The organism is Chryseobacterium soli, from assembly GCF_000737705.1.
Lineage (GTDB): Bacteria > Bacteroidota > Bacteroidia > Flavobacteriales > Weeksellaceae > Chryseobacterium > Chryseobacterium soli.
This window is the reverse complement of the sequence record NZ_JPRH01000004.1, coordinates 65,832-85,986: the sequence shown is the minus strand read 5'-3', so window position 1 is coordinate 85,986 and position 20,155 is coordinate 65,832. Positions and strand designations below refer to the sequence as shown.

The window sequence follows — 20,155 nt, the reverse complement described above, 5'->3', positions numbered from 1 at the left end:
CTTACAGATTATTAAACCACTTATAAATATCAACGTCAGAAGGAATACTGAGTTTTTTTCTAAGTCGGTTTTTACGGTTTTGTATGGCTTTTGGCGTCACAAAAGTATATGTTGCAATTTCCTTAGTCGTAAGGTTGAGTTTCAGATAGATGCAAAAAATCAGTTCAGAATTTTTTAAATTGGGCTGGATCATATAGATTTTGTTAAAAAAAGCTGGATATACTAATCTGGATTTATTCAATAGATAAGGAGAATTTCCTTTTGCCAGTGTCATAATTTCGTCCTGGAAAAAAAGTTTTTGGCTTACGTCTTTTATATTGAATTCAGGTTCTTGGTTTTTCATAATATGTTCTCATCTCTGCTGATTTCTTTCACTTTTTCTATACTTATCTGCATCAGTGTAAATTGTACTTTTCGCACGATACTTTATTATTCTTTATTGTTTCTGGCATGGATGCCGAAATGAATAATGCCCTATTAAAGCCCGCCATAATCTCCCCCATTGCATTTTACGGTCTGCAAAGAAATTTGTACCTATCATTTTTTAGATTCAGCAAAGAAAGAAAAAATGATTAAAATTTTATTGAATTATAATACCACATAGATACCACGATGGAGTCTTTGTTGGCCCTTCAATAAAGCTTTACAATCATTATTTTTTTATTTAATAACAAAAGTAGAAGAATTGATCTTCCATTTTTATGATTACAATCAATACTTTTAAAAATTATCGCCATTTATTCATTATTTAAAAGCTACATAAGACAACTTTGTGGTATGTTCGTGGTACCTTATTTCAATCAGATTGATGAAAATTATTCTTTCTTTATGGATTAGAAAATTTGTAAAAAAATCATCACTTCATCTTTGAAGATCTACTATTTTTATTGGAACAGAAATTGTAAATCTCACAACGATACAACGCGCTATTCTTTTCAGATTCCAATCACGAGTCGCTCTTATAGATATCAATGTAGAAAGGTAATACGGACGATTAAGAGTATGAAAAGAAAAGATAGTAAGGATACAAAATGTAATAATTTTTATTAAATCGCATAAACTAATAACATGAAATATCAATTTTTATATGGAAGTCGCTGGATGGCCAGAAAAATAGAAAACACGTATATTATCAGTATTAATGATGGGGCTTCCATTATCGCTGCGCTGAAAGATTTTGTGCAGACTCAAAAAATAAAAGCAGGAAAAATTTCAGGAGTGGGCGTTATCAACCAAGTTTTGCTTCGGTTTTTAAGTCCATTTGGAAAAAAATATATTGAGGGGAAAATTAATGCAACATCAGACGCTTCCGACATTTCCGGAAATATTTCAGAAAACGAAGGAAAACCGATGCTGCATTTACATGTTGTTCTCAGGCTCAGCGAGCATACCGTATTGGACGGGCTTCTTATGGATGGGAAAGTCCGCGGAAAAGCTGAATTCATCTTACATCCTATGGAAAATCAATTGGTGATTTCTAAAAATAAAAAGGGACTTACTTCTTTTCATTTAAACAGCTTAAATTAATTTTCTATACAACGAAGACGCTGAAGATAATCACGGCATCCCTCAAAATCAAAATACCTGGATTTCAATAGCTCAGCCTGGTAGTGTAGCGGTAAGTAGATTCCCCATTTTGAGAAATCCAGCATTTTCGGAATATCTTCTGCCATATCCGTCATCACTTTATCCAGATTCATCGCTTCCCAATCGATATTTTTCATGGTCGATACAAAGTCCGATTGAGAATATTCGATTTCAAATAAAATATCTTTATCGAGCTGATGATCAACTCCTAATACATTCATAATAAAGCTTAATGTTCGGTTGATCTTTGAACTGGTAAAAGAATAAAAAGTCAGTTTTTCATTGCTTACAAGCAAAGGTCTGTCCGTCTCAGGATGATTAATATCAAATATGGAAAACTCTTTTCTAAGCATATTCACGATTTCCTGTCCGGTTGTATCTAAAAAATCAAATTCTTCTTTTGAAACAAGAACCTCCAGCATCTTTTGTCTTATTTGATGAGCCGTATCCGTGCCATCTCCTAAAAATGTGGGTTTCTTTCCATCTTTTGCAGGGATTACTTCTATTTTTTTGGTCTGATAATCGACATCAATAATCTTCCATGTCCTTGCTGACAAATAAATATTTTCATTTTCCCTGATCTGTGGTGATAATGGCAATTCTCCAATCTTTACACCCTGGCTGCCTACCTTAAAAAATGTGGGAGTACTGAAAAGGCTGTAAAAATCTTTAGTATTCACCAATTTTTCGCCCTCAATACCAATAATATATTCATTTCCGAGCTTTTCAAGAAAATCTATTTCCTTGAGATGCTCGATAATTTCTTCCGTTTCTGTTGCAGCAATATCCTTAAAAGCAGCATTGCCGGCAAACTCTTCCAACAGCTGGCGTAATGTGATTCCTGACCTACTTTTAACGATAGAAAGTATCTGGTGAACCAATACGTCATAAGGTTTTTTATTCACTGATATCGGCTCAATATACTGCTCTTTGTACAAAAGCCAGCACGCCAGAGACTGAATAAGGCTCCATCCGTTGGTAGCATATAAAAACAGGTTGCTTGCTTTGTCTTCACGTCTTCCGCTTCGTCCCACACGCTGTATTAAAGAAGCAATGCTGTGTGTCGCATCAATCTGTACCACTTCATCTACATTGCCTATATCAATTCCTAATTCCAGTGTAGAGGTACAGGAAATAGCAAAGTTTTGAAGCGTGCTGTTTTTAGCGAAAAATTCCACATATTCACGGACTTCTTTATCTACCGAAGAATGATGGGCAAAATAGTTTTTATGTCCGCCCACTTTGTCTGAGATCTGTTTCAGCTTTACAGCCACTTCTTCTACCCGACCTCTCGCATTCGGAAAAATCAGAACTTTACTTTCTCTTGTCCTTACATACAGGTCTTTAAGAAGATCCAGCGGAAGCTCCTCAACAGTGCCTGGAAAATATTTAAATACAGCATTAATCGGTTTTGGAGTATTATCTCTGATGATCCTGGTATTCTCTGAGGTTCCTAAAAAATCTTTCAGTTCCATATACTGGTTGGCATCGCTTACGGTTGCCGAAAGCCCTACAATACTGAATTTTTTATGATTAATCTTCTGCAAGCGGTTCAGTAAAGACTGCAGGTGTACGCCACGGTCAGAACCTAAAAAAGAATGGATCTCATCAATGACCACATATTCCAGATTGGAAAATAAATGCCTGACGTTATACGGCTTATTGACAAACATAGCCTCGATGGATTCAGGCGTAATCAGCATAATTCCAGCCGGATCTTTGATTAGCCGGTCTTTTTGCCCTTTGGAAGCTTCGCCATGCCATTTTGTGACGGGAACATCCAGATAAGCGCAAAGCTGCTCTACCCTTGTAAATTGGTCGTTAATCAAAGCAATAAGAGGAGAAATATACAGCACTTTAACGCCCTGTTCTTTAAAATTAACTTTGGAAAGAATAGGGAGAAAAGCAGCTTCAGTTTTCCCTGAAGCTGTTCTGGATATCAGGACATAATGAGTGTCCGTAGTCATTATCTTTTGGATCGCAGCCTCCTGGATAGGCCGTAAACTCTCCCACTTTTTATCGCGGATGTATTTCCGGATAGGCTCGGAAAGCATATCATAGGCTGTCATAATTCTTCAATACTGTCTAATAAGATAAGATCGCTGGGTCTTTCGTCAGAGATTTCAATTTCTCCGAATAGCCTTCTTTTATCTACTTCAGGATTTTGTCTGATGATGTTTAATATATTGAGAAAATCACGGATTACTTCTCTTGGCGTCAGAAATTCGTATGCCCCGGGTTTATTGAACATTTCTTCCATAAAAGCAGAAATCTCTTCATCAGTAATATTGAGTTCTGTTTTATAATTGAAATCGAAAATCAACTTTAATTTTTTTAATAATACAAAAATCTCGTTATGATCCATCGGAGCCAGTGTAATGACAGGCTGTGCAAAATCCCTTACTTCAAGGGTTTCAAATTTATTCGTTTCCAGTCTTGATTTTAAAGCCTGATAGCTGAACAGCCCTCTCCTTTCATTTTCTAAAAACTCCTTTGTTCCAGCAAAATTGATGAATAAATTAGATACTTTCCCCTGGAAACAGTCGTTATAGATGGATAATATTTTTTCATAATTTTTCTCCCGCGCTGCAGCTGTTGAAATCTTGTACAGGTTAATTGCTTCATCCAAATTAATCATAAAACCGCTGTATCCCATGCTTACAAAAAGCTTGCAGAAATTTTTAAGCATATCATAATAATTCGAATCATTAACAATTTCCCGAACTCCCAGATCCTGCCTTGCTTCGGTTTTAGTTTTATATTCTCCTTTCAGCCATTTTAAGGCATTTCTGCGCAGCAATTCATCATTTTTAATGTAACCTTCATAGTATTTTACAATGACATACCCAAAATCAAAACCACCTACTTCCGTGATTTCGTTAATGGTTTTCATGATAGCATTCTGAATCAATCCGAAGTACTGTTCATTTCGGATCTCCGCCAATGAAATGTAATTTTCTTCAGCTGTTTTGGTAATCACCTGCTCGATCCATTTTTCCAGTAACGTCTGTAAGGCACCGCCTTCAGGCTTGGTTTGGATTGCAATATTGTCCATAATCGCTGCATACAGAATAACGCTCTTTCCATCATTTGAATACAGACGGTTGTCAGGTGTAAAATCTGCATTTGCAACTACGAATTTTTGTTTTAGGGCAACCGTGTTCAGAAGATGAAGCATAAAAGACTTTCCGCTTCCGAAATCTCCGATCCAGAATTTTGCCATGCTGTGTCCGTTCTTCACGTCCTCCAAAGCGCTTATAAAAGCAGCAATTTCTTCAGATCTTCCTACGGTAATATGTTGTACTCCGATTTTGGGTACGACTCCGCCCACCAGAGAATTGATAATTGAAGTGGCCTCTTTGGGCTTAATATTGTCAATCATTGTTTAATAGTTTTTTATAATAATCTGTGTTGATGGTAAAGTATTCATCCTCTTCCTCGATCAGAATATCGTCCAGTATTTCGAAACAGCTGTCGTTAATAGAATCGATGGTGGATCTCATAAACAGGTTTTTAGCTTTAATAAATATTTCAAATTCACTTTGAGGAAAACTGAAACTCTGCTTCTCAAAAAGATCCAGAATCTCCTTTTGAATAGCTGTTAAGTTTAGGTCATCCAGATATTTTGATTCCTGAGGTTCAGGATTGTGTTGGGTTATATTTATGGTTAATTCGTTTGTGTTGACGGCTTCTTCTGTTTTTACAGATGGAATTTCATCTTCAGAATCATTAAGATACTGTCCTAATAATTCCACCGTTCCGGAATGTTGCCGCTGAACATTTTCAATGGCTTCGCGGTTGATCACAATTTTCTTTCTCTTCGGCTCATACAGACGGCTGACCATTTCAATAGCAGTTTCAAGCTTTCGGTCTGCAATAAAACTGCTTAAAATCCGCTCAAAATCATGCAGCTGTTCCTGGGTGGCAAATAAACTTTTCTGAATGTTTTTTGCCAGTGGTTTATTATCAAATTTCGGAGACTGAAGATCCTTATCCAAATAATGAAGATACAGCCGTAGAGAACAAATTTTATCATGATCTGCCATGAATTTTGAAGCTTCAAAAAATAAAGCATCTACGGAAAGATTTTTAACATTAACATCTGCAAGACGAAATATTTCTCTTTCAAAAGCCAGCGGATTGGAATAATCTTCTTTGAGGATATCAAATTTAATTTTCCATCGGCTGGTATTGTTTTCATTCAGGATAATATTCGTTCTGGCATCTGCATCCAGGATCCAGTGTTGATTTTCCGGTAAGAAAACTTCAAGTCTGGAAACGATTTTCCTGTTGTACTGGTGCAGGATATCAGGATGATTATAAGCAAAGTCTGTATTTATTTTTCGTTTGATACCATATACTTCTCTGACATTATTTTCGCACAATTTGAGAATATGATTAAAAATTTCTGCCTGTACAGACTGGAAGGTATAAGTATAATTCAGGCTTTCTTTTCTGTAATTATATTTAAGGCAGACAATGATCTCTGAAAGCTCATCAATCACAGTCGGATATGATTTATTGACAGGAATACATTCGGTATATAAATATTCAACCACTCTTAAAAACTGCTTTAAGATCTGGATTCTGCAATATTCGATCTCGTTGAAAACATTCCCGGCAAATGATAATTTATCTAGCAGAGCTGCCTGTTCATCCGTTAAATTAAGTTTTCTGGTATATTTTTTTCCTATTTTCCAGGAATCAGGATCATGAGTCTGGCTCGCAGTTATACTGTCAGCAGGAACCGGTACTGAACTATTCTCACCAAAATGAATGGGAATAGATGCATTTCCCGAAACATCAATAATGAAGTCGTCCTCATTGGCAAAAAAGGGAGTATTATTGGGCATAGCAATAGGGGTATTGATTAATGAAATATCTGTAGCTGTTTCTCTTCAAATTACTGAAAATCAGCGATATCATCAAAAATACTCCCTTGCAAAATCCCTTTCAATGAATTACTTGCTTTATCTGCCCTGGCTTTGGTGGTAACGATCTGTAGATCTAAATTTTCAAAATTGGTCATCTTAAATAAAATTGTGTTTATGGTGTATTAGCTTGTTTTGATATGAAATCAACTTACTAATATAGCAATATTATTACATCAAATATATCCAAGATTAAGAAAAGAGCCTTACGGTTTTCCGTAAAAATTCATTACATATCTAACTGACGCTGGAATTCTTCGAGGTATTGGGCGAGATGTAGACCATCAGCCAATCCATGATGAGCTTCTACAGAAACCGGTAAATATTTTTTTCCATCCCGCATGCTGAATTTACCAAATGTAATCTTCGGAACAGACTCTGTCCGGTCAAAATTCGTAGGATGAAGGAGCGCACTGAAGGAGTTCCATGGAACGGTGGAATGTCTTATCAGATCCTTTCCGATATCACCATTTTTCAATCTGAGTCCTGTTGAGTTGTGTACCGCTTGTATTTCCTGCTGCAATCTGGCATTGAAAACAGAAAAATCATTTGAAAAAGGAATATAAGCAAACCCGAATGTACCGTCTTCCCTTCCAATGGTCGTTCCGGCATGGATCGTATCAAACAAAGCCACTTCTCCGTCAATAATTCGCAGCTTGAATGTATCTACCGTATTCACCGCAACCATTGATTTGTGAAGATAAGCAGCAAAAAAGGAGAACCCTTTTTCTTTAGCCGTATGATAGGCTTTTGTACAGTCCACTTCCGTGGTAAAACCAAAATAAGGACTCTGCATTTTTGAGAAAAAATCAAAATGTTCCTTTCTGTTCCAGTTCTCAAGATTAATAATCTTCATAAATAAGGATTTGTATACACTGCAAATTTCTATAAGTTTTATCGTTTTTACAACTTGCAGCAATGAAAAAATAGGCTAATGAATGCTAAACACTGTGCAGTAATTTGAAATTAGATCGAACTCATTTTTCTTCTGTTTAAAATAATTGGTGAGATGATTTTAATCGTCACCTATCCGGAATGGATTCTTCTTTCAATCAGTTTTACTTTGAATCGGTAAAGTATTTGTGTGAATATAATGTAATAAAGGAAAAATTGGTCACTTTTTTGATGTCAAAAAGTGTTTATCTTCAGGAGAGATCATATACAAATCTCCAGCCTTCAGTGGCGAACTGCCAAATCATTGGCCGGATATTGTCTAATTTATCATTAAAAAAATAAAAAATGAACGCAGAAAGAATAGGATTTATAGGACTGGGAAATATGGGTCATCCGATGGCTAAAAATTTAGAAAAAGCAGGATTCCCACTTTCCGTTTACAACAGATCTCCGGAAAAAACGGAGGATTTTAAAACAAAATCAATTGTTTGCAGCAGTGTTTCAGACCTGGTGAAGAACAGTGATATTATATTCACCATGCTCACCAATGATGATGCGGTACAAGCGGTTTATGAAGAGATCGTAACCTTGCCTCTCACAGGAAAGCTTTTTATCGACATGAGTACTATTTCACCACAAGCTTCCGGAAAAACAGCAGATGCTGTCAAAATAAAAGAAGCTTCCTTTATCGATGCTCCTGTCGCAGGAAGCACAAAACCAGCCGCAGAAGGCACCTTGATCATTATGGTCGGCGGTGCAGAAAAAGATCTTGAGCGTTCCATGCCCTACCTGCAGAAATTAGGAAAAACGGTTAAGCATCTTGGCGAAAACGGCAAAGGAATTGCCGCAAAATTATCCGTGAATTACTTCCTTGCAGGGATTTATCAAGGATTGGCAGAAACCGTTTTATTTGCAGATAAGTTGGGAATAAAACGTACGGAAATGCTGGAAATTATCAATGAAAGTGCCAGCGGAAGCGGAGCTACAAAAGTAAAAACACCATTGTTAACCACAGACAATTATGAACCCGCATTCGCCTTAGATCTCATGCTGAAGGATATTCTTCTTGCCAACGAAGCCGGAGCAGATTTTCCTTTGTCAAAAACACTCATTGAAACCTATCAGTCAGCTCATGATGCCGGTTTCGGAAAAGATGATGTAATTGGCATTATCAATTATCTGAAAAAGAATAAATAAACAAACAGTTTGTAATCTTCCCAAGATTTTACGTCTCGGGAAGATTATATTTAATTAGACAATAATCATTACAATAACCCATGAAAGACTTTAAAACAACATTTTTCTTTTTACGCCTCCCTGTTGCCGTTTCATTAGCGGGACACGGATTGGTAAGACTTCCCAAACTGCAAACCTTCAGTGAATGGATGGTAACAACCATGGAAAAATCGGCCATTCCAACAGCTTTACTAGTACCGTTCAGCTATATTTTACCCATTGCAGAGGCCATTATTGGAATAGTATTATTGATCGGATTTAAAACAAAATATACGTTGTATACCGGATTGATGCTGATGAGTATTTTAATATTAGGCAGCTGCTCCATTGAAAACTGGTCGGCTATTGAGGCCCAGTTATTGCACTCATTGTATCTTTTCGGATTGTTTTGGATGTATGATAAATATGCTGCGAAAAAGACGAATTCATAAAAAATTGTTCACGCTATTACCAACCTTTCATCAAAATAATATGGAATTTCAAAATTATAAAGGAAACCACTGGACTGCCAGAAAAGTTGACCACACCTACATCGTAAGCCTTCAAAACGAATGTGGAATTGTTGAAGCACTGACAGATTTTGTAACCAGTCAACATATTGAAGCCGGACAAATTACAGGAATAGGCGCCGTAAGTGAAGCCACCCTCCGATTCTTTAATCCTGCGACCAAAAAATATGTAGATAAAACATTCAATGAACAAATGGAGGTTACCAATATTTCAGGTAATGTATCTGAAATGGATGGAAAACCTTTGCTTCATTTGCATATTACTTTAGGAAGGCAGGATTACACCGCATTGGCCGGACATCTTCTGGATGCTAAAATCCGGGGTGCCGGAGAATTCATTTTCTATCCTTTACCTACCAAAGTGATTAAAGTAAAAAATGAGGAAGTCGGTATTAATTTCTATGATTTCGAAAAATAAGTCTTCCCTTTGCACCACAAAGATTTTATGTAGTATTTTTGAAGAAATATTTCCTGATGTTTGATGTTCTGATTTCACATATCCAAAATAAAGTTGACCTTACCGAAGAACAGAAAAATGAAATACAGTCGTTTTTCATCCCTAAAAAGCTTCGTAAAAAGCAATACCTGCTTCAGGAAGGTGATCTCTGCAGGAACCTTTCTTTCGTCGCCAAAGGAATTTTAAAATCCTATACACTGGACGAAAAAGGAAGTGAACACATCAATATGTTTGCATTTGAAGGCTGGTGGATCTCGGATTTCAACAGTTTTATCAATCAGGAAAAAGCAGTCCTTAATATAGATGCTATTGAAGATTCTGAGCTGCTGATGATCAGCCTGGAAAACTATGAGAAAATGACCCTTCAAATTCCGATAATGGATCGGTATTTCAGAATTCTTTACCAAAACAGTCTTGTTACAAAAGACTACAGGCTTATTGTTTCCAATTCTTATACCGCTGAAGAAAAGTACACCTATCTCGCCAAAAATAATCCGGATATGATCAAAAGAGTTCCGCATACTCTTATTGCTTCCTATCTTGGACTGACGCCGGAAACCATCAGCAGAATCCGTAAAAAGATTTCAAAGCAATAGCACTTGATCTGTATCAACAAAAACACATGACACAGGTCAAGTTTCCGGGATTTCTGTCTCCATACCTTTGTAAAAGAAATTTTACAATATGGAAAATAGTAAAAATACAGCACTGGTAGTCGGTGCAACAGGAATTACAGGCAGTAATCTTGCCGAAGAGCTTATTTCACAAGGCTGGACGACCTATGGACTGTCCAGAAACCCCAACAACAATATACAAGGTCTTCATGCTGTAAAAGCAGACCTGATGGATGAACAAAGCCTGATTGAAGCATTAAAGGACATCGCTCCTACCCATGTTTATTTTACTACATGGATGCGCAATGATACAGAAGAAGAAAACATCCGTGTCAACAGCGCATTGGTAAGAAATCTTTTACATGTTCTGTCTTCCAAAAAATCCGTAAAGCATGTTGCTTTGGTCACAGGACTGAAACATTATTTAGGACCTTTCGAAGCCTATGCTAAAGCGGGAGTTTTACCTGAAACCCCTGTCAGAGAAGAACATCAAAGATTGCCCCTTCCTAATTTTTATTATGCACAGGAAGATGAAGTATATGCCGCCGCAGAAAGAGACGGATTCACATGGAGCATTCACAGGCCTCACACGGTTATTGGATATGCGGTAGGCAATCTGATGAATATGGGAACTACATTGGCTGTCTATGCCAGTATCTGTAAAGAAACCGGAAGAAAATTCATCTGGCCCGGATCTGCAGCCCAATGGAACGGAGTTTCTGACGTCACTGATGCCAGAATATTAGCCAAACAGCTGGTTTGGGCATCAACAACAGAAGCGGCTCAAAATGAAGCCTTCAATATCGTTAATGGAGATGTATTCAGATGGAAATGGTTATGGAAAAGATTGGCAGACTGGTTCGGTATTGAAGCAGAAGGTTTTGCCAGCACTGCCAGACCTCTTGAAAAAGAACTGGAAAATGATCAGCATATCTGGACTCAGATTGTTCAGAAATATGGGTTAAAGGAAAATAATCTCGACAGGTTAGCCTCTGCATGGCATACAGACCTGGATCTTGGAAGACCACTGGAGGTCATGGTAGACATATCTAAAAGCCGAAAACTTGGTTTCAAAGAATATCAGAATACGGAAGACTCTTTTACCGAACTGTTTGAAAAATTAAAAGCGGAGAAATTGATTCCTTAAATTGCTCAGGAGCTGTTGATAACAGCTCCTTTTTATGTTGAATGCTCATCTGTGGCTACAATTGACGGACATGAACAGCAGCCGGAAAAGCTCCTCCAATGTCTCAGGATTTTGTATATTCGTATTCACTTTACAAGAATCAGGAAACAGCATATGACGGAACTTCTTAAACAAAATATCACCAGCCATGTTTCTCTTTCTGAAGATGAGACAGAAGTATTCTGTAATCTATTTCAACAAAATCTGATTAAAAAAAAGAATTTTTTACTGAAAGAAGGTGAAGTTTGTAAATTTGAAGGATTTGTAACTAAAGGACTTTTCAAAGTATTTCATCTTGACCAGAACGGTGTGGAACAAATTCTTTATTTCGCAGCAGAAAACTGGTGGATTACTGATATTGACAGCTTTACCAATGAAATACCCTCTCAGCTTTTCATTGAAGCTATCGAAGACAGTGAAATTCTTCTGATTTCAAAAAAAGACAAAGAATTTGCCTACGAAAACCTTCCTAAAATTGAAAAACTGTTCAGGGTAATGACCCAAAAGACACATGCTGCATTGCAAAGAAGAATGGTAGATAACCTTAGTAAAACTGCCGATCAGCGATATGTGGACTTCATAGAAAAATATCCACAACTTTATCAGCGGCTTATTTAGGAATCAGTCATGAATTTTTGAGTAGAATAAGAAAAAAAATAATCAGTAAAAAATAATTCATTTTGACATTTATTGATCTTGTTCAATGTTTTCAGAGACTGAATGTTACCATCTTTGTACCATAACAATAATAAAAACATTCAAAATGAGCTTACAAAATTTTAAAACAATTGAAACTGGAAATCTAAAACTGGAAATTTACAATGCATCAGAAAACAGTTTCGGAGTAGCCTCTGTGATTATTTCAGGTAAAAATGATGCTGTATTAATCGACGCACAGTTTACGCTGGCTGATGCAGAAAAAGTAGCGGAACACATCAGAAATTCTGGTAAAAATCTAACTTCAATTTATATTTCGCATACCGATCCTGATTTCTACTTCGGTCTTGAAGTATTTAAAAAATATTTTCCGGAAGTTACCGCTTATGCATCACCGGCGACTGTAGAGTCTATTAAAGCAACGGCTCAAAAAAAATTAGATATCTGGGGAGAAAGATTAGGAAAAGCAATCACCTCCAATATTGTACTGCCACAGGTGCTGAAAGGAAACAGTATTATCCTGGAAGAACAGCCGTTAGAGATCATTGGTTTGGAAGAGTTTCCATCAAGAACTTTCATTTGGATTCCTTCTATAAAAGCTGTTGTTGGCGGTATTAATGTTTTCGGAACAACATTTAACCTTTGGATGGCAGATTCACAAACAGCAGATTCAAGAAAAAATTGGATTACCATTTTAGATGCAATAGAAGCTTTACACCCTTCCATTGTTATCCCTGCCCATGCCCATGCTGATTCTCCGTTTGATATTTCGGCTGTGGAACATACCAAGCGCTATATTCAGTTCTATGAAGAGGCTTTAAAAACCAACAAAACTTCAGAAGAGTTGATGAAAGCCATAAAAACAGAATATCCTGACCTTACTTTTGAAACCGCTTTACAAATAGGGGCAAAAGTAAATACAGGCGAAATGAAATGGTAAAACATATAATTTTCAACCTGGCCATTCTTTTTGCATTGTCGGGCTGCACTTTAAATAAAAATAAAATGACAAATCTTGAAATTGTAAAGAGCACTTACGAAGGGAAGACCTCAGAAGAAAACGGTAAAAATTTAGCCACCTATGCAGCCAGTGATATTTCCTGGACGGAAGCAAAAGGTTTTCCTTATGCAGGAACCTATATCGGATTGGAAGAAATCAGCAAAAATGTATTCAGCCGGTTAGCCAATGAATGGATAGACTATAAATTCACTCCGGAAGAATATGTTGCCAGTGAAGATAAAGTGGTTGCTTATGGAACGTATACAGGAACCTATAAAGTATCGGGTAACCCCTTTGAAGCACGAGTAGCGCATATCTGGAAGCTGAAAAATGGGAAAATTATCAAGTTTGAACAATTTGTAGATAGCCAGACGGTCAATAATGCTATGAAATAAAAAGGACAAATAGATTTTTCTTGATTGTACAGATATCTTACAATGATCTGATTAAAAGTATATTTCAAACAAGAGATCATTATTATATAAAAACGAGAGTGTTTTACCGCAGTAAAATACTCTCGTTTTATTTGTTTTCGTTTTATTTTCCTTTTAAATAAATAATATTTCAGGAATTATGTAAAGCAATTTGGTTAGATTTTTGAATAATGAAATACAAACCAAATCATCATTGAAACTAATCAAATTTACAAACAAAGGAATCTACTGTCCGCAGGGTAAATTTTATATTGATCCCTGGAGGCCTGTGGATATGGCCGTTATTACCCATGGTCATGCCGATCATGCCCGTTGGGGAATGAAAAAATACTTATGCCACCAATTTACAAAGCCCATTCTGCATCAGAGAATCGGACTGGATATTGAATGCCAGACGGTAGAATACGGAGAAGTTCTCAATATCAACGGCGTAAAAGTTTCCTTTCATCCTGCCGGGCATATTATTGGTTCTGCCCAGATCAGAATGGAATACAAAGGGTATGTAAGTGTTGTTTCCGGGGATTATAAAGTTCAGTATGATGGACTGAGCACTCCTTTTGAACTCGTAAAATGCAACGAATTTGTTACCGAAAGTACCTTTGGACTTCCTATCTACAACTGGCTGGAAGTCGAGGATCTCAATAAAAAATTACAAAACTGGGTGCTAAGAAATCAGGAGAACAGTAAAACTTCCGTTTTTATAGGATATTCTCTGGGAAAAGCACAACGGATCATGAAAGCAGTAGAAGGATTAGGCAAAATATATGTCCACTACTCGATTGGAAAACTCAATCAGGCCTTTGAATCCGTCGGAATTGATCTTCCGGACTATGAAATTGCTGATTTTAAAGAAAATCCAAAAGAATTGCAGCATGAAATTGTCATAGTGCCGCCCGCTTTACTCGACAGTAATATTATCCGTAAAATACCTGATGCTGCAACCGCCATCTGTTCAGGATGGATGCATGTACGGGGTGCCAGAAGATGGCGCAGCGCCGATGCCGGTTTTGCGATGAGTGATCATGCAGACTGGAAAGGATTATTAGAGGCTATAAAGGCAACAGAAGCTGAAATTGTACACGTTACCCACGGTCAGACCGAAGTTTTTTCAAAATACTTAAATGAAATCGGTATCCAGTCTGATGTCGTAGAAACCCTCTATGGAGATGATGAAGAACCTTCTGAAAAAGAAAACCTCGAAAATCCTGAGCCATGAGACATTTTGCAGAACTGATCAACGCCCTTGAAAGCACCAATAAAACCAATGCTAAAATCGATGCTATTATCGACTATCTTGAGCGTGCTCCGGATGATGATAAAGTATGGTTTATAGCCTTATTTACAGGAAAAAGACCGAAGAGAAATGTAGGAACCAATTTTATGAAAGAATGGGCGCTGGAAATCACCCAACTTCCTTTCTGGCTTTTCCAGGAAAGCTATTCTTCCGTAGGTGATCTTGGAGAAACCCTTTCACTGATCCTGCCGCCGCCTTCCGAAAAAATAGAACGAACCCTTTCTGAGTGGATGAATGAAATTGTCTCCATGAAAGATAAAACGGAAAGCCAGAAGAAAGAATTTGTTTTGAAATCCTGGAACGGCCTGGACTATACGGAAAGATTGATTTTCAATAAATTATTAGGCGGAAGCTTTAGAATCGGGGTTTCCGATAAAACGCTGATCAATGCCCTCACCAAATATTCAGGACAGGAGCCAAGCGCACTGATGCACAGCATGATGGGAAAATGGCATCCCAATGAAATTTCGTTTCAGGAACTGATTTCTGCTGAAAAAGTAAATGCGGATAATTCCAGACCCTATCCTTTTTGTCTCGCCTATCCGCTGGAAAAAGAACTGGCTGATTTGGGTGAACCCGACGAATGGCTAGTAGAATATAAATGGGACGGAATCCGGGGTCAGATCATTCGCAGGAATGATGAAGTATTTATCTGGTCCAGAGGTGAAGAGCTTGTTACCGAACAGTTTCCAGAGATTGCAGAAACCATAAAAGCCATGAAAGGAAATTTTGTGTTGGACGGAGAAGTACTTGCTGTAAAAGAGGGTAAAGTTTTAAATTTTAATGAATTGCAGAAACGGTTAAACCGTAAAACCATCACGAAAAAAATGCTCTCGGAAATTCCTATTGAAGTCTTTGCTTACGATTTGCTGGAGCTTGAAGGAACAGATTTGCGAGAAAAGCCTATTTCTGCAAGACGCGCCATGCTGATTGAATTACTGCTCAATGAAAATCCGGAGAATATTAAACTTTCCCAGGCGGTTGATTGTAAACAATGGGATGCATTACAGCAGATCAGAGAAAATTCAAGAGATATCAACAGCGAGGGCTTAATGTTGAAGCAAAAAAGCTCGCCTTATCATGCCGGAAGAAAAAAAGGCGACTGGTGGAAATGGAAAATCAGTCCGCTCACCATTGATGCCGTATTGATCTATGCCCAAAAAGGAAGCGGAAGACGAAGTGCCTATTATACCGACTATACTTTTGCTGTTAAAAATGGTGATGCGCTTGTTACTATTGCAAAAGCCTATTCCGGACTTACAGACAAAGAAATAATGGAAGTCAGCAAATTTGTAAACAAAAATGCGATCGAAAAATTCGGGCCCGTACGAACGGTAAAAGCAGAGCTTGTTTTTGAGATTGCTTTTGAAGGAATAGGATTCAGCAGCCGTCACAAAAGCGGTGTCGCTCTTAGATTTCCAAGAATTGTACGATGGAGGAAAGATAAAACCGTGGCAGAAATTGATGATCTTGAAGAAATAAAAAAATTAATACAATAATTTGGCAGCGTTTGAAAATACCAACGGATTTACAATCATCCAGCAATGGATGGCTGGTAAAGATATTTCCCCTTTTGCCTTTCAGGTCGAAACCTGGAAGAAATTCGGCAATGGATACAGCGGAATGGTCATTGCACCTACCGGTTTCGGGAAAACTTATTCTGTTTTTCTAGCGCTGATTACAGATTTTCTCAATCGTCCCGACCAATACAAAAAAGGCCTTAAAATGATCTGGGTTACCCCGTTACGCTCTCTTGCCAAAGACATTGCCAAAGCGATGGACGAAGCCATGAATGAAATTGGCCTCGATTGGGTCGTAGGAGTCCGGAACGGCGATACCGATCCTAAAGTACGGCAGCAACAGGTAAAAAGTATGCCTGATATTTTAGTGGTAACCCCGGAAAGTCTTCACCTTCTTCTGGCTCAGAAAAATAATCTCAGATTCTTTCAGCATCTGCATTGCATTGCCGTGGATGAATGGCATGAACTCTTAGGTTCCAAACGAGGAGTCATGGTAGAATTAGCTATTTCTCAGCTTAAATATTATGTCCCTAAAATTAAAATATGGGGAATAACGGCAACGATTGGAAATCTAGATGAGGCCCTTGAAGTTCTGGTTCCCTATCAAGGTAAAAAGACAAAAATTACGGCCAAAGAGCATAAAAAAATTGATATTATTCCCGTGTTGCCTGATGAGGTGGAAATTCTTCCGTGGGCAGGACATTTAGGAAGTAAACTGGCTGATAAAGTGGTTCCTATTATTTTAGAGTCAAAATCAACCATTGTTTTTACGAATACCCGAAGCCAAAGCGAAATGTGGTACCAGCTGTTGCTGGATGCCTATCCTGATTTTGCAGGACAGATTGCCATCCACCACAGCTCCATTGATGCCCATCTCCGCATCTGGATAGAAGAAAATCTGAGTAACGGAAAACTTAAAGCAGTAGTTTCCACTTCTTCTTTAGACTTGGGAATCGATTTTAAACCTGTCGATACGGTTATTCAGATCGGTTCCGCAAAAGGAGTTGCCCGGTTTTTACAACGTACCGGACGAAGCGGGCACTCCCCTTTTGAAACCTCAAAAATCTATTGCGTTCCTACCCATTCTTTAGAACTGATTGAAGTTGCCGCATTAAAAGAAGCTGTGAAACAAAAGGTTATAGAACCCCGTGAACCGCAGGTTTTATGTTTCGATGTTTTGGTGCAGTTTCTCATGACGCTGGCGGTTGGCGATGGTTTTTATCCGGATGAACTCCGTGAAAGAATCAAACAGGTCTATACGTTTCAGGAAATGACTGATGAAGAATGGAAAAGCATTATCGATTTTCTTACGATCGGCGGCAGTGCCCTGCATAATTACGAAGAATTTCATAAAGTGGTCGTTATGGAAGACGGCCTGCATAAAGTAATCTCGCGTAAAATTGCCATGCTTCACCGGATGAATATGGGCGCCATTGTAAGCGATGCTATGTTGAAAGTTAAATTTATTTCAGGCGGTTATATCGGAATGGTTGAGGAATACTTCATTTCAAGGCTTAAAAAGGACGAAAAATTCATTCTGGCAGGTAGAGTCCTCGAAGTCGCTATGATCAAAGATATGACGGTTTATGTACGTTTGACGAAAGGAAAAGCGATGGCTCCAAGTTATTTGGGCGGAAGACTTCCTTTAAGTTCTAATCTAGGCCATTTTTTAAGAGAAAAACTATCAGGAGCGCTTAATCCTAAAGCTTCTGAAAAAGAACTGAAATTTCTGCATCCTTTACTCGCCAATCAGGAAAAAAGATCCCACATTCCCAAAGATGATGAGTTTTTGGTGGAATTGATTAAAAACCGGGAAGGATATCACTTGTTTATGTATCCATTTGAAGGCCGTCTGGTACATGAAGTGATGGCAGCGCTCATTGCCTACAGAATTTCAAAATGGGCTCCTATTTCCTTTTCCATGGCCATGAATGATTACGGTTTTGAACTGTTCAGTAATAAAGAAATTCCTGTGCGGGAAGATAATCTGCATCAGATTCTTACCAGAGATAACTTAATGACAGACGTTATTTCCAGTATCAACGCTGCAGAAATGGCAAGAAGAAAATTCAGAGATATTGCCGTGATTTCAGGAATGGTTGTACAAAATTTCCCGGGAAAACAGCGTTCCAATAAAGCCCTTCAAAGCTCGGCAGGATTACTGTTTAAAGTGCTGGAAGATTATGATCCCAATCATTTTCTTGTAAGACAGGCCTACACGGAGGTTTTTAACATGCAGCTGCAAGAACAAAGACTGGTGGAGGCTTTTAAAAGGATCGAAAAATCGAAGATTATTTTAAAATATTCCAATACATTTACCCCATTAAGTTTCCCGATTAAAATAGACAGTCTTCGTCAAACCCTTTCAAGTGAAAGTTTAGATGCAAGGATTAGAAAGCTTTTAATTCAGTCGGGTAAGAATTTGGGATTGGAGTAGAGAGAAGATGAAGATACTAGATATAAGATTTCAAAGAATAAAGATCAAACACTAAACACCAAAAACTAAAAACCAACAACAGACAACCGACAACCAAAAACAATGAAGATTGCTACTAAAAACATCACCTTTCAAGACGAAATATTTACGTTAACCAATCAGCGGGCTTTGTACTGGAAAAAAGAGAAAGCACTGATCCTCTCCGATCTCCATATCGGAAAAACAGCCCATTTCAGGAAAAATGGAATTGCAATCGCTAATCAGGTGATGAAAAATGATCTTGAAAGACTATCTACTTTGCTGACTTATTTTGAGGTAGAAAAATTTATTGTAGTCGGTGATCTTCTGCATGCCGGAAACAATTCTGATGTCGATGAATTCTGCCGCTGGAAAGACCAGTATCCGGATCTGAAATTTTATCTTGTTGAAGGAAATCACGACCGGCTTACAAAATCATTAGAAGCCAAATTATGTCTCGATGTAAAAACAGAACTCTTAGAAATCGATCCTATTGTTTTTATCCACGATTTTGATAAAAAAAAGCCAAAATTTCAAATTACAGGACATATTCATCCGGGAACCGTTTTACATTCCACTGTAAAAAAGATCAGGCTGCCCTGTTTTGTACTCACTCCTAATCAGCTGCTTCTTCCTGCCTTCAGTGAGTTTACCGGACTGGATACCAAAAATATTCCTAAAAACGGGAAATTTTTCGTGTTCACGGACGCCGAAATTCATGAAATCTAGTTGAAATTAATTAAAAAATAGTGTTCCTTTGTAAAAAAGACCAACTGGTATCTTTATGAAAAAATCAGCAGCCACCCGTTTAAATATCCTTCAAAAAGCATTTGAACTGATTTATACCAACGGTTATCAGACGACCAGTGTTGATGAGATCATTGCGACGACCCAGGTAACGAAAGGAGCCTTTTATTATCACTTTAAAACCAAAGATGAAATGGGGCTAGCTATTATTAATGAGCACTTAAGACCTAACTTCAAAAATACTTTTGTTGAACCTATACAAAGTGCTGTAAATCCATTAGATGGTATTTATCAGTTAATGGAAAATCTATTGATGAAAAATGAAATGCTGAAAGTAGAATATGGCTGTCCTGCATCCAATTTCACCCAGGAAATGGCTCCATGGCATATCGAATTCACCAAAGCTTTAAACGAACTTTCCCTTCAATGGAAAAATGCAATGATCGAATCTATTGAGAAAGGTAAAGAAACTGGAATTATACAACAGGAAACAGATGCTGAAGGCGTTGCTGTTTTTGTGATGTCAGGATATTGGGGCGTTAGAAATTTAGGAAAATTAGACAACAATACATCATCTTATATTACTTATTTAAAACAGCTTAAGTCTTATTTTAAAACATTGCAATAATTTTTT

General features: G+C 37.6%; 19 protein-coding genes and 1 pseudogene. 14 read left to right on the top strand and 6 right to left on the bottom strand.

Annotation, left to right across the window (positions count from 1 at the left end):
• Position 1 precedes the first annotated feature (1 nt).
• A complete protein-coding gene (locus tag IW15_RS10645) occupies positions 2–343 on the bottom strand; it encodes a helix-turn-helix transcriptional regulator (protein WP_051881943.1) in 342 nt (113 codons plus the stop codon).
• 725 nt (positions 344–1,068) lie between these two features.
• Between IW15_RS10645 and IW15_RS10640 the strand changes: the two genes are divergently transcribed.
• Entirely contained in the window at positions 1,069–1,527 is a 459-nt protein-coding gene (locus IW15_RS10640) for a PPC domain-containing DNA-binding protein (protein ID WP_034711254.1), read from the top strand.
• Here IW15_RS10640 and IW15_RS10635 read toward each other — a convergent pair.
• The 5 genes from IW15_RS10635 to IW15_RS10620 all read right to left on the bottom strand — a co-directional run bounded on the left by IW15_RS10635 (position 1,524) and on the right by IW15_RS10620 (position 7,374).
• The gene (locus IW15_RS10635; protein ID WP_034711253.1) at positions 1,524–3,656 is read right to left on the bottom strand and encodes a DEAD/DEAH box helicase; all 2,133 of its coding nucleotides are present in this window, start codon (positions 3,654–3,656) and stop codon (positions 1,524–1,526) included. The genes IW15_RS10640 and IW15_RS10635 overlap by 4 nt on opposite strands.
• A complete protein-coding gene (locus IW15_RS10630; protein ID WP_034711252.1) occupies positions 3,653–4,969 on the bottom strand; it encodes an ATP-binding protein in 1,317 nt (438 codons plus the stop codon). The genes IW15_RS10635 and IW15_RS10630 overlap by 4 nt, the downstream gene beginning before the upstream one ends.
• Positions 4,962–6,440, bottom strand: coding sequence for a tellurite resistance TerB C-terminal domain-containing protein (locus tag IW15_RS10625; RefSeq protein ID WP_051881941.1), 1,479 nt, complete (start codon positions 6,438–6,440; stop codon positions 4,962–4,964). Before IW15_RS10625 ends, IW15_RS10630 begins: the two co-directional genes overlap by 8 nt.
• A gap of 50 nt (positions 6,441–6,490) precedes the next feature.
• Positions 6,491–6,616: a hypothetical protein gene (locus tag IW15_RS23105; RefSeq protein WP_262483664.1), complete on the bottom strand. Its 126-nt coding sequence runs from the start codon at positions 6,614–6,616 to the stop codon at positions 6,491–6,493.
• Positions 6,617–6,747: 131 nt separating this feature from the next.
• On the bottom strand, positions 6,748–7,374 hold the full coding sequence (locus IW15_RS10620) for a chloramphenicol acetyltransferase (protein ID WP_034711251.1): 627 nt from the start codon (positions 7,372–7,374) through the stop codon (positions 6,748–6,750).
• Between the two features lie 383 nt (positions 7,375–7,757).
• Between IW15_RS10620 and IW15_RS10615 the strand changes: the two genes are divergently transcribed.
• The 13 genes and pseudogenes from IW15_RS10615 (at position 7,758) to IW15_RS10555 (ending at position 20,149) form a co-directional block, all read left to right on the top strand.
• Positions 7,758–8,609 (top strand): NAD(P)-dependent oxidoreductase, encoded by an 852-nt coding sequence (locus IW15_RS10615; RefSeq protein ID WP_034711249.1) that lies wholly within the window; start codon positions 7,758–7,760, stop codon positions 8,607–8,609.
• A gap of 80 nt (positions 8,610–8,689) precedes the next feature.
• Positions 8,690–9,079: a hypothetical protein gene (locus IW15_RS10610; protein ID WP_034711247.1), complete on the top strand. Its 390-nt coding sequence runs from the start codon at positions 8,690–8,692 to the stop codon at positions 9,077–9,079.
• A gap of 40 nt (positions 9,080–9,119) precedes the next feature.
• Positions 9,120–9,575, top strand: coding sequence for a PPC domain-containing DNA-binding protein (locus IW15_RS10605; RefSeq protein WP_034711245.1), 456 nt, complete (start codon positions 9,120–9,122; stop codon positions 9,573–9,575).
• 38 nt (positions 9,576–9,613) lie between these two features.
• Positions 9,614–10,210, top strand: a complete 597-nt coding sequence (locus IW15_RS10600; RefSeq protein ID WP_228384345.1) for a Crp/Fnr family transcriptional regulator — start codon at positions 9,614–9,616, stop codon at positions 10,208–10,210.
• Positions 10,211–10,298: 88 nt separating this feature from the next.
• Entirely contained in the window at positions 10,299–11,375 is a 1,077-nt protein-coding gene (locus IW15_RS10595; RefSeq protein WP_034711243.1) for an SDR family oxidoreductase, read from the top strand.
• Positions 11,376–11,528: 153 nt separating this feature from the next.
• A pseudogene (locus IW15_RS10590) lies at positions 11,529–12,088 on the top strand (Crp/Fnr family transcriptional regulator).
• An 89-nt stretch (positions 12,089–12,177) separates the two neighbouring features.
• On the top strand, positions 12,178–13,011 hold the full coding sequence (locus IW15_RS10585) for an MBL fold metallo-hydrolase (protein WP_051881938.1): 834 nt from the start codon (positions 12,178–12,180) through the stop codon (positions 13,009–13,011).
• Between the two features lie 65 nt (positions 13,012–13,076).
• Positions 13,077–13,466, top strand: a complete 390-nt coding sequence (locus IW15_RS10580; protein ID WP_034711835.1) for a nuclear transport factor 2 family protein — start codon at positions 13,077–13,079, stop codon at positions 13,464–13,466.
• A 232-nt stretch (positions 13,467–13,698) separates the two neighbouring features.
• Positions 13,699–14,721, top strand: a complete 1,023-nt coding sequence (locus IW15_RS10575; RefSeq protein WP_034711242.1) for a ligase-associated DNA damage response exonuclease — start codon at positions 13,699–13,701, stop codon at positions 14,719–14,721.
• Entirely contained in the window at positions 14,718–16,298 is a 1,581-nt protein-coding gene (locus IW15_RS10570; RefSeq protein WP_034711241.1) for an ATP-dependent DNA ligase, read from the top strand. Before IW15_RS10575 ends, IW15_RS10570 begins: the two co-directional genes overlap by 4 nt.
• 1 nt (position 16,299) lies before the next feature.
• Positions 16,300–18,756, top strand: coding sequence for a ligase-associated DNA damage response DEXH box helicase (locus IW15_RS10565; RefSeq protein ID WP_034711240.1), 2,457 nt, complete (start codon positions 16,300–16,302; stop codon positions 18,754–18,756).
• Positions 18,757–18,858: 102 nt separating this feature from the next.
• A complete protein-coding gene (gene pdeM, locus IW15_RS10560) occupies positions 18,859–19,503 on the top strand; it encodes a ligase-associated DNA damage response endonuclease PdeM (protein ID WP_034711239.1) in 645 nt (214 codons plus the stop codon).
• A gap of 55 nt (positions 19,504–19,558) precedes the next feature.
• The gene (locus IW15_RS10555) at positions 19,559–20,149 is read left to right on the top strand and encodes a TetR/AcrR family transcriptional regulator (RefSeq protein ID WP_034711237.1); all 591 of its coding nucleotides are present in this window, start codon (positions 19,559–19,561) and stop codon (positions 20,147–20,149) included.
• Positions 20,150–20,155: the final 6 nt, after the last annotated feature.

Bases quoted from the DNA above. Each gene is read 5' to 3' on its own strand.
- IW15_RS10645 (WP_051881943.1), bottom strand. From the start codon at position 343: ATGAAAAACCAAGAACCTGAATTCAATATAAAAGACGTAAGCCAAAAA.
- IW15_RS10620 (WP_034711251.1), bottom strand. From the start codon at position 7,374: ATGAAGATTATTAATCTTGAGAACTGGAACAGAAAGGAACATTTTGAT.
- IW15_RS23105 (WP_262483664.1), bottom strand. From the start codon at position 6,616: ATGACCAATTTTGAAAATTTAGATCTACAGATCGTTACCACCAAAGCC.
- IW15_RS10610 (WP_034711247.1), top strand. From the start codon at position 8,690: ATGAAAGACTTTAAAACAACATTTTTCTTTTTACGCCTCCCTGTTGCC.
- IW15_RS10595 (WP_034711243.1), top strand. From the start codon at position 10,299: ATGGAAAATAGTAAAAATACAGCACTGGTAGTCGGTGCAACAGGAATT.
- IW15_RS10580 (WP_034711835.1), top strand. From the start codon at position 13,077: ATGACAAATCTTGAAATTGTAAAGAGCACTTACGAAGGGAAGACCTCA.
- IW15_RS10625 (WP_051881941.1), bottom strand. From the start codon at position 6,440: ATGCCCAATAATACTCCCTTTTTTGCCAATGAGGACGACTTCATTATT.
- pdeM (WP_034711239.1), top strand. From the start codon at position 18,859: ATGAAGATTGCTACTAAAAACATCACCTTTCAAGACGAAATATTTACG.
- IW15_RS10630 (WP_034711252.1), bottom strand. From the start codon at position 4,969: ATGATTGACAATATTAAGCCCAAAGAGGCCACTTCAATTATCAATTCT.
- IW15_RS10570 (WP_034711241.1), top strand. From the start codon at position 14,718: ATGAGACATTTTGCAGAACTGATCAACGCCCTTGAAAGCACCAATAAA.
- IW15_RS10605 (WP_034711245.1), top strand. From the start codon at position 9,120: ATGGAATTTCAAAATTATAAAGGAAACCACTGGACTGCCAGAAAAGTT.
- IW15_RS10555 (WP_034711237.1), top strand. From the start codon at position 19,559: ATGAAAAAATCAGCAGCCACCCGTTTAAATATCCTTCAAAAAGCATTT.
- IW15_RS10615 (WP_034711249.1), top strand. From the start codon at position 7,758: ATGAACGCAGAAAGAATAGGATTTATAGGACTGGGAAATATGGGTCAT.
- IW15_RS10585 (WP_051881938.1), top strand. From the start codon at position 12,178: ATGAGCTTACAAAATTTTAAAACAATTGAAACTGGAAATCTAAAACTG.
- IW15_RS10635 (WP_034711253.1), bottom strand. From the start codon at position 3,656: ATGACAGCCTATGATATGCTTTCCGAGCCTATCCGGAAATACATCCGC.
- IW15_RS10640 (WP_034711254.1), top strand. From the start codon at position 1,069: ATGAAATATCAATTTTTATATGGAAGTCGCTGGATGGCCAGAAAAATA.